The following is a 9758-nucleotide window of genomic DNA, read 5'->3' as shown; positions in this document are numbered from 1 at the left end:
GGCGCCCTGTCGCCTTACAGCGTGACGAACTCGCGGCCCGTCCCCGTCGCCTCGGGCCGAGTCTCGGAGACCTGGGCGCGCAGCCAACGGGCCAGCAGCTCGTCGGCCAGCACCTCCAGGCTCGTCGCCTCGAAGAACCGCGACACGGGCATGTCGATGGACAGCTCCGTGCGGATGCGCCCGGTCAACTCGATGAGCCGGAGCGAGTCGAGCGCCAGCTCTTGGAGCGAGTGGATGGGCTGCTCCGGCCGCTGCCCACGCAGCGCCACCCGCACGAGCGTCTCGTGGAGGTACTCGCGCAAGAGCGCCTTGCGCCGCTCGGGGCCCGCCGCGCGCAGTCCACCCAGCAGGTCCGCCGTCGCGGCCGCGGGCCTTCGGGACGGCACGTCGGCTTCGCGCGGGGACTCGATGCCCGCGGGGCACGTCGGCAGGAACTCGGACGCGTGCCGCTCGGGAGCGGCCATCGCCTGGCTCAGTACGGCCAGGAAGTCCTCCAGCAAGCGCACCGCATCCGCATCGTCCAGCAAGTGGCGCGAGTACTTGAGCGTGCCCGCGATGTCGCCGCCGTCTTCGTGCAGCGCGAGGAAGAGGTCGAAGTCGCACGTCCCTCCGGACAGCTCCACCGGGCGGATGCGCAGCTCCGACAGCGTCAGCGGATGGCGCGGCGTGTTCTCGTAGGAGAAGAGGACCTGCGACAGGGGCTCATTGCCCAGGTCCAACCCGTCCATGAGCTGCACTGGCAGGTCCTGATGCGCCAGCGCGCCCGACACCATGCCCCTTGCCTGCTCCAGCACCTGGTGGAAGCTCGGGTCTCCGCGCAGGTCCGTGGGCAGCACGAGCAGGTTGGTGAAGTAGCCGATGAGCGGCTCCACCTCGCTGCGCTGGCGATTGGCGATGGGGCTGCACACGAACAGCTTGGGCTGATTGCCCGAGTATCGATGCAACAACACCTGGAACGCGGCCAGCAGCGTCATGAAGACCGTGACGCCCGCCTCGCGGGTCATGTGGAGGACCGCCGAGGCCAGGGGCGCGGGCAAGCGCAGCGGCAACACGCCCAGCTCGCGGCTTCGTGCGTGCGAGGTCGCCGCGTCGGGACGGCCCACGCGCAACCGAGGCCCATGCAGGCGGCTCGACAGGCACTTGCGCCAGTGGTCTTGCAGTCCTTCCAGCACGCGGCCTCGCAGCCATGACCGCTGCCATCGCGCGTGGTCCGCGCACTGGATGGTCAGCTCGGACAGGGGAGACGGTCGCTTCAGCCGGAACGCGTCGTAGAGGGCGGACACCTCGCGGAACAGCACGTCCTGTGACCAGCCGTCGTAGATGATGTGGTGGAAGTTGAGCAGCAGGACGTGGTCGTCATCCCGCAGCTCGAACAGCGTCGCCCGGAACAGCGGATCCCTCAGCAGGTCGAACGGGCGCCATGCCTCGCGTGCCAGCGCCTCCTGGAGTCTCGCGGCGAAGCCCTCCTGGCTCGGCTCCAACTCGCGCAGCGACACGCTCGACATTCGGAACGCGCCGGGAGGGCGCACGCGCTGAACGACCAGACCCCGGCTCGAATCGAACGAGGTGCGGAGGGCCTCGTGACGATGCTCGATGGTCTCCAGCGCCAGCCGCAGCGCGCGCGTGTCCAGCGCCCCTTCCATGCGGAACGCGACAGGCAGGTGGTACGCAGTGCCCCCGGGATTGGCCTGGTCCAGGTACCACAGGCGCTCCTGCGCGAACGACGCGCGCGTGCCTCCCTGGCGCGTGCCGCGCACCAGCGGTGGCGCGGCGGAGCGCAGGGCGTGCAGCCGCTGGAAGGCCCTCCAGACGTCGGCTTGCATCAGCATTGCTCCGCGCAGGCCCTGGCGCGCAGCCGGGCGAGGGTGAAGACGCGGATAGCCTGCAGGCTGCGGAAGTTGTCCATGACGATGTCCGGCGGGCTGACGCAGATGGCGAAGCGCCGCTCCAGGAAGTTCACGAGCCGGAACAGCCCCATCGAGTCGATGACCCCGCGAGAGATGAGGCTGTCCTCCTCGGTCAGCCCCGCGTCGCGCGAGCGGAAGAGGAACTCCTGGTCGATGTGGTCGCGGATGATTCGAGCGACCTGCTCCTCGGTAAAGTCCCCGATTGTCTGATTCACTGGCGTTCACTCCGGCTTCTGGGCATGGCACGCCCGTCGGGTCATCGACCCGTGAGTTGAACCTGCGTCATCGGGGCGGACTCACCCGAGCTCGCGCGCCCGCTCCTGGAGCCGTACCCGGTCCTTCTTCCCCGTCGTCGTCTTCGGCAAGGCGCGACATGGGTCGATGCGGGCGGGGACCATGTAGCGGGGCAGGTACTCCGCGCAGTGCATCCTGAGTTCTTGCGGGCTGATGGCGGACGCGGCACGGAGCACGACGAAGGCCCGCAGCTCGTTGCCGGTGAGCTCGTCGGGCAGCGTCACCGCCGCGCTCTCCTCCACGTCCGGATGCCGCAGCAGCACCTCCTCCACCGCGCTCAGCTCCACGCGGTGTCCTCGTACTTTCACCAGGTCGTCACGGCGCCCCAGGAAGTGGAGGACGCCCGCCTCGTCGCGCCGGGCGCGGTCGCCCGTCCGGTACGCGCGCGCCCGTCCCAGGAGTGGCCCCAGCACGGCCCGCGTGCGCTCCGGCATGCCCCAGTAGCCGCTCATCACGGTGGGGCCCGCCACGCACAGCTCCCCTTCGTCCCCCGGCCGCGCCTCCGCGCCGTCATCGCCGAGGAGGAACACCTCGTCCCCGCAGCACGCTTGTCCAATGGGCAGGCTCTCGGTGCCCGCCAGCTCGCGCGGCCCCACCGGCTGGAACGTGCACACGTTCGTCTCGGTGGGCCCGTAGAGGTTGAGGCAGCGCACGTGCGGCAGTGTCTGGACGAAGCGGCGCAAGTACTTCAGCGGGAAGACCTCGCCCGCGAAGAGCACGGTGCGCAGGGCTCGGAAGCCGTGGCGCCCCAGCTCGCCTCGCGCCACCAACTGCGTGAGCACCGAGGGCACGGAGTACCAGACGCTGATGTGCTGGGCCTCGATGAAGTCCGCCAGCTCGCGAGGAAAGACAGACAGCGCCGGCGGCACCAGGACGATGGCCGCGCCCCCCTTCACCGCCGCGAAGAGGTCGAGGATGGACAGGTCGAAGTGGAGGGGCGCGTGGCTCGACACGCGGTCCCCGGGCCGGATGTCCGCCTCGGCGTGGGCCCAGTCCACGAACGCGCGCGCGGCGCGGTGGCTGAGCATCACCCCCTTGGGCTGCCCGGTGGAGCCCGAGGTGTAGAGGATGTACGCCAGGTCCTCGGGCGAGCCTTCCACTGGGGAGGGCTCGCTTGTGTCGGGACCCGCGAGCGCCGCGTCCCACGAGAGGGTCGGCGGGCCGCCTGGCTCGGCGCGCCACTCCTGGGGCGTGGCCCCAACGAGGATGGCGCAGCGCAGGCTGCTCACGGAGCCCAGCGTGTCCATCCAGGCGGGCGTGGTGAGCACTCCGGACAGCTCGCAGTCGCGCGCGATGAACTCCAGCCGCCACGCGGGCGCGCTGCCATCCAAGGGCACGTAGGCGGCGCCAGCGCGCAGGATGCCCAACAGCCCCACCACGGCCTCCAGCGACTTGTCCAGGTGGAGGCCCACGCGATGGCCCCGTCCAATGCCGTGGGCTCTCAGCGTGCGCGCCAAGCGCCCGGCCGCCGCGTCCAACTCGCCGAACGTCAGGACGCGAAGGCCGTCGATGACGGCGGGCAGGTGGGCGAAAGCACGCGCGCTGTCTTCGAGCAACGGATACAGCATGCGTCCCCCTCTCGCCTCGTCAGAGGCCCATCATCCGAGCCACGAGGTCTCGCTGGATCTCCGAGGTGCCGGAGAAGATGCGACTCCCCAGCGCATCGCGCGCTTCCCGCTCCAACCCCGTCTCCGTGAGGTAGCCCTGGCCGCCGTGGACCTGCATCGCGTCCAGGCACGTCTGCACCCAGGCCTCGCTCACGTGGAGCTTCACCAGCGATGCTTCCAACATCGCGCTGCGGCCCTGCTGCTTGAGCCACGCGAAGCGGTACAGCAGCCCGCGCGCTGTCTCCAGGCGCAGCCGCATCTCCACCAGCTTGGTGGACACGGCCTGGAAGTCGCCGATGCGCCGCTCGAACTGCCGACGCTCGCGCGCGTGGCGCACGCAGCGCTCCAGGATTCGCTCCATCACGCCGAGCGCCGGGGCGAGGATGAGGCCGCGCTCGTACTCCATGAGCTGCGCGAACAAGGGCAGGCCCGCGCCCTCTTCACCCAGGCGCTGTGACACCGGAACCTCGCAGCCGTCCAGCCGCAGCTCGCCCATGCTCGCGGTCCTGAGCCCCATCTTCGAAACCGTGCGCTCCAGGTGGAGGCCCGGTTGCCCACGCTCCACCAGGAAGGCCGTCAGACCTTCGCGTCCCCGCGCGGGGTCCACCGTCGCGAAGACCACGGTCAGGTCCGCGACGGGCCCGTTGGTGACGAAGATTTTGCGGCCCTGGAGGACATAGCCCGCTCCGCGCCGGGTGGCCGTCGTGCGCAGCGCCGCCACGTCCGAGCCCGCCTCCGGCTCGGTCATCGCGTGGCTGCCCACGCGCACCCCGCGGGCCAGCGAGGGCAGGTAGCGCTCCTTCTGCTCCTCCGTGCCCACCAGGAGGATGGGCCACGCGCACGCCCACAGGTGCGCGCCCAACGCGAACCAGAGGCCGTTGTCTGTGCACCCCAGCCCCAAGCCCTCCATCGCCTGGACGGTGGTGAGCAGCGGCCGCTCGGCGCCTCCGTAGCGACGCGGGAGGGAAAGGCCGAGCACGCCGAACTCCGCGGCCCGCCGCCAGCCCTCGTGATTGAAGGTCCCGTCGCGGTCCAACGCCCCCACGTCGAAGGCGAGGCGCTCGCGGCCGAACGCGGCGGCGTCCGACTTCATCCGCGCGTCTTCGGGCGCCCACGCGAAGTCCATGGCTCAGCCTTCTCCTTGGGCGCGCGCCGCGTGGAAGGCCTTCCCTTGCAGCTGCGCCAGCATTGACGCGGGCACGGTGAAGTCGTCGAACCAGCGACCTCCGAAGGGGCGGGGGAGGGGCACGATCTGGTCGCTCGAGTGCGACAGGACGCGCCGGTTGTACGCGCGGATGTCGTCGCGCAGCGGAGCGGTCAGCGCACCATCCCGCGTCAGCGCTTGTTCCATCTCACCGAGCAGTGTCTCGGTTTCGGAGATGGCGGAGAGGATTCCCTGGCACACGCCGCGAGGGAGCACGCCCGCCTGTCCCTTGGCTTCCACGAGGCGAGCCACCGCGCCGTACGTGGCGTCCTGGAGCTGGCGCCGTGACAGCCAGCGCGTCTCGTAGTTCAGCCGCCGATGCCAGAGCGGCTCCACCAAGGCGCGCCGGTGCTCCTCCAGCGTGCGGTGGAAGAGGCGATAGCCATGGGGCTCGGGGTCCTCGAAGAAGCGCGAGCCCGGGTCCAGGAATGGCACCATGGGACACAGCAGGGGCAGCACACGCCGGCCCGGAAAGCGCTCCAGGAGGCCGATGCAGTAGTCCACTGTGTCGGAGATGGACTGCGGCGTCTGCTGGGGCATCCCGAGGAAGAACCAGATGAGGACGCCCGCGATACCCGCGTCGAGCGCGCGCGGAATCCACGCCTCCATCTGCTCCATCGTGTACGTCCCGCGCCCGGCCAGCTTGCTGATGACCGGGTCATGCGACTCGGGCGACAAGAGGATGTAGGTCTGACTGGCCTGACCCATCCGCCGCAGCGTGTCCTCGGGCGTGAGGTGGAACTGCTCGACGAAGAGCTGGCGGTAGCCGGCCTCGCGCACTGCATCCAGATACGCGTGGAAGCGCGGGCGCGTCTCCGAGTAGCACTGGAGCGCGTAGATGCCCGTCTGCGTGGCGGTGGGGCCCAGGGTGCGCAGCTCATCGACGACGCGCTGGTGGTGCTTCGGGATGAGCGTCTTCTTGACGCCCATGACCTGACGGAACGCCGAGCGCGATCCTCCACACCAACCACAGTCATACGCGCACCCGGTGTTGGGCAGCGTCATGATGAGCCGCGTCGCGGCCACGTCGCCGGGGGCGTCCCGGTAGAAGCCCCAGTCCACCGTGGCGTCGTTGGAGTCGCGGGCGGGCTTGTGCGCGAAGCCGGTGCGCTCGATGCGGCCCTGGCGCTTGAACAGGAGGTTGGGGATGCCCTCCAGGTTCCGCTCACCGCGCTGGATGCGCTCGACCAACCGCCGCGTGGGCTCCAGCGTGTCGTAGCCCTGCACCACGACGTCAATGGCCGGGTACTGGATGAGCTGCTCCGCGTAATACGTGGCGGAGATTCCTCCGCAGAGGATGATCGCCTCGGGATGGGCTCGCTTGATTCGGCCCGCCAGCTCGATGGCGCCGTGGCCGTGCGCCAGCCAGTGCAAGTCCACGCCGAAGACCGGGGCCTCCAGCCGCTCCAGGAGCCGGTCCACGTCCAGCGCCGGGTGCTGGAGCATCAGCGCCGCCACGTTGACGATGTCCACCGAGAGGCCGTGCGCGCGCAGGTGCTCCTTCAGCGCGAGGAAGCCAATCGGATACATCTCGTAGATGGACGTGACGTTGACGCTGTCGGAGTCGCTCAGATAGGCGAACAGCACGTCGTCCCGGTCGCGGAAATCATAGACACTCGGCGCGTGCAGCAGGAACAGGTCTGCTCGCAATGTGCTGAGTGGCTCGCTCATGAGCGGCGTTTCCGGCGCGGACCCAAAGGTATGTCTGGGAATGGTGGGGGTAGATACAGCCGGCGCCGAGAATGGCCGTGGAGCCCCGGAATGTCCTTCGTCCCCCGGTACTGGAATGGAGGGCTCTTCAGAACATAGGGGTATTTCTTATCTGTCTTGAATTTGCGACGTGGCGGCGCCGAGCGGGCTTCGCACGAAACACCACGGCCCGCCCCGGTTGAGTTCCGGAGGCGGGCCGCGGGGCTCGGCAGAGATAGCGCGCTCGGGTAGGCGCGCGTGGGGCTACTTGAAGGATGTCTCCAACTCACCTTCGGCACAGATGAGTTTCAGCCACTGCACGCCGGGCTTCGGGTCCTTCTTGAACAGACCGCCGCGGATGGAGTTCTGGTCGCCCGCCTCCAAGTTGCCCAGGACATAGTGGCTGCCGTCGGGCTTGCGCACGTCGCACTGGGTCCAGTCCTTCTCGCTCTGATTGAAGACCGTCACGCGGTCGCCATCGCCCACGGCGTACCCCTTGATCGCGGCGGGGCGAGCGGGCTCGGCGTAGAGGAACTCGGCCTCGCCCTGGACGCACTTGACGACGACGCGGTCACTGGCAGGCACCGGAGGGCTGGAGAACTTCACCTTCATCACGGTGTCGTCCGCGCCCGCGGCCACGCGGCCCACCTTGAAGAAGCGCTCGTCCGAGAAGCGCAGCATGCAGTCGGTCCACGCCTCCTCGGAGTTGTTGTGCATCGTGACGCGGACGAGTCCGGACGCCAGGGTTCCGCGCAGGCGCGGGGCGGGCTCCACGGCCTCGGCAGGCGGCGTGGGCGGGGCGGGCGGCGGAGGCTCCACCGCCACGGGGGCGGGAGCGGGGGCCGGAGCAGGCGCGGCGGCCGGGGCGGGAGCCGCCACGGGGGCGGGCTTGATGGCGCGCGCGAACTTCGCGCCGCTCTTGGTTGCGTCGGCGTTGAGGCGGACGAGGGCGCCCTTCACTTCCATGACGACCGCGGTGCCCACGGCCTTCGAGCCATTCGCATCGGCGAACAGCGTGACCTCGTCGCCCACGGTGGGGGCGTCCTTCGCGTCGACGTGCAGGAAGGGATTGCCCCCGTCGATGAAGAGCTTGACCGGCTTGGACTCCGCTTGGGCGGCGGTCGTGAACAACAGCAATGCGGCAAACAGTGCTTTCATCACACTCCCTGGAAGAGACGGTTGATCTGGCTCGGTTAGAAGAAACCGCCCGGCGAATCAAGAGGTCGGGTGGCCGCTTGCGTGGGCCTATCCCTCTCAGGAATTGGGGGCTGAGAAAATGGGCGCCCCGAAGGTGACTCCGTAGGGCAACCGCGCTCTCCACTGTCAGCAGATGCCAGACCCCGGGTGTTGCCGCAAGCCCCCCTGCCCGTGCTCCACCCTTGCCCGTTTCGTTCCAAGCGCGGGAGGACTGAGGCATGCACGCGGACGACGTGACGCAGCACGCGGTGGTGATCTCGGGAGGGGGCCCGACCGGGCTGATGCTGGCGGCGGAGCTGGCGTTGGCGCGGGTGGACGTGCTCATCGTCGAGCGGCGCGCCGGTCAGGAGGTCGTCGGCACCCGCTCGCGTGGGCTGCACGCGCGCAGCCTGGAGGTGCTCGACCAGCGCGGGGTCGTCGAGCGCTTCACCTCGCAAGGACAAACGGTCCAGAACGTCGCGTTCGGGCAGGCGCCGCTGGACCTCAGCGACTTTCCAACGCGTCACAACCACGGGCTCGCGCTCGTGCAGGAGCGCTTCGAGCGCATCCTGGCGGAGTGGGTGGGCGAGCTGGCGGTGCCCATGGCGCGAGGGTGCGAAGTGACGGGCTTCGCGCAGGATGACACCGGCGTCGACGTGACGTTGTCCGATGGCCGCGTGGTGCGTGCGAAGTACCTCGTCGGATGCGATGGGGGCCGCAGCCTCATCCGCAAGGCGGCAGGCATTGCGTTCCCGGGGTGGGACGCGTCGATCAGCTACCTCATCGCCGAGGTCGAGATGACCGGCACGCCGACCTTCGGCATTCGTCGGGACGAGAAGGGCACCTTCGCGATGGGCAAGCTGGAGGACGGGCGCGTGGGCGTGGTGCTGCGAGAGGAGCAGGTCTGCACGGCAGACGCGCCGACGCTCGAGACGTTGCGCCAGGGGCTCATCGCGCTCTACGGGACGGACTACGGCCTGCAACGCGCCACGTACCTCTCGCGCTTCACCGACATGACCCGGCAGGCGGCGTCCTACCGCAACGGGCGGGTGCTCCTGGCCGGCGACGCGGCCCACGTGCATTCTCCGATGGGCGGACAGGGGCTCAACCTCGGTGTGCAGGATGCCGTGAACCTGGGATGGAAGCTGGCCCAGGTGGTGCGCGGTGTCTCGCCGGACGACCTGCTCGACACGTACCAAGCCGAGCGACACCCCATCGCGGCCCGTGCGCTGCGGAAGACCCTGGCGCAGACCGCGCTGAGCCGCGGTGACGCGCGGATGGACGCCGTGCGGGAGACGCTGGCGGAGTTGCTGCGGATGGACGGGCCACGCAAGCAGTACGCGGCGATGATGTCGGGTCTGGACATCCACTACGACCTGGGCAACGGACATCCGTTGCTCGGGCGGCGCATGCCGGACCTCGACCTGATGACGGCCGAGGGGCCCCGGCGTGTGTTCCACCTGTTGCATGACGCGCGGCCGGTGCTGCTCGACTTCGACGAGCGTGGCCCACTCGATGTCGCGCCCTGGGCGGACCGGGTTCGCCGAGTCGCGGCGCGCTGCACGGGGGCGTGGGAACTCCCGGTGTTGGGGCTCGTGACGGCGCCGGCCGCGGTGCTGATTCGTCCGGACGGACACGTCGCGTGGGTCGGGGAGGGCACGGACCAGGGACTGCGTGCGGCCCTCACGCAATGGTTCGGGCCCCCGCGTTCAGCCGAGGCAACCTAGAGAGTGTCGTGGAGGTGGCGCATCACCCGCTCCCACAGGTGTGTGTTGAGGAGCGGGTCCACCACGTGATGGGGGGCGCCGCTGATGGCGAGCAGCTCGTGGTGCTTGCCCGCGCGGAAGAGCGCGTCCGACAGCTTGGAGTTGCCGCCGTCAA

The 9758-nt window shown here is 69.6% G+C and carries 7 protein-coding genes; 1 reads left to right on the top strand and 6 read right to left on the bottom strand.

Going from position 1 to position 9758, the window contains the following annotated elements; genetic code table 11:
- Positions 1-14: 14 nt before the first annotated feature.
- The 6 genes from KRR26_RS00540 to KRR26_RS00515 form a co-directional block, all read right to left on the bottom strand.
- On the bottom strand, positions 15-1823 hold the full coding sequence (locus KRR26_RS00540; RefSeq protein ID WP_217078863.1) for a condensation domain-containing protein: 1809 nt from the start codon (positions 1821-1823) through the stop codon (positions 15-17).
- Positions 1823-2122 (bottom strand): acyl carrier protein, encoded by a 300-nt coding sequence (locus KRR26_RS00535; RefSeq protein WP_120205389.1) that lies wholly within the window; start codon positions 2120-2122, stop codon positions 1823-1825. Before KRR26_RS00535 ends, KRR26_RS00540 begins: the two co-directional genes overlap by 1 nt.
- 81 nt (positions 2123-2203) lie before the next feature.
- Entirely contained in the window at positions 2204-3769 is a 1566-nt protein-coding gene (locus KRR26_RS00530; RefSeq protein ID WP_120205391.1) for an amino acid adenylation domain-containing protein, read from the bottom strand.
- A gap of 19 nt (positions 3770-3788) precedes the next feature.
- Positions 3789-4934, bottom strand: coding sequence for an acyl-CoA dehydrogenase family protein (locus KRR26_RS00525; protein ID WP_217078862.1), 1146 nt, complete (start codon positions 4932-4934; stop codon positions 3789-3791).
- Positions 4935-4937: 3 nt separating this feature from the next.
- Entirely contained in the window at positions 4938-6683 is a 1746-nt protein-coding gene (locus KRR26_RS00520) for a B12-binding domain-containing radical SAM protein (RefSeq protein ID WP_217078861.1), read from the bottom strand.
- 282 nt (positions 6684-6965) lie between these two features.
- A complete protein-coding gene (locus tag KRR26_RS00515) occupies positions 6966-7859 on the bottom strand; it encodes a hypothetical protein (RefSeq protein WP_217078860.1) in 894 nt (297 codons plus the stop codon).
- Between the two features lie 257 nt (positions 7860-8116).
- Here KRR26_RS00515 and KRR26_RS00510 point away from each other — a divergent pair, with 257 nt between their 5' ends.
- Entirely contained in the window at positions 8117-9604 is a 1488-nt protein-coding gene (locus KRR26_RS00510) for an FAD-dependent monooxygenase (RefSeq protein WP_217078859.1), read from the top strand.
- Positions 9605-9758: the final 154 nt, after the last annotated feature.

It is taken from the genome of Citreicoccus inhibens, assembly GCF_019039035.1.
GTDB classification, from domain to species: domain Bacteria; phylum Myxococcota; class Myxococcia; order Myxococcales; family Myxococcaceae; genus Citreicoccus; species Citreicoccus inhibens.
The sequence above is the reverse complement of the archived record's forward strand: the minus strand, read 5'-3'. Positions and strand labels throughout refer to the sequence as shown.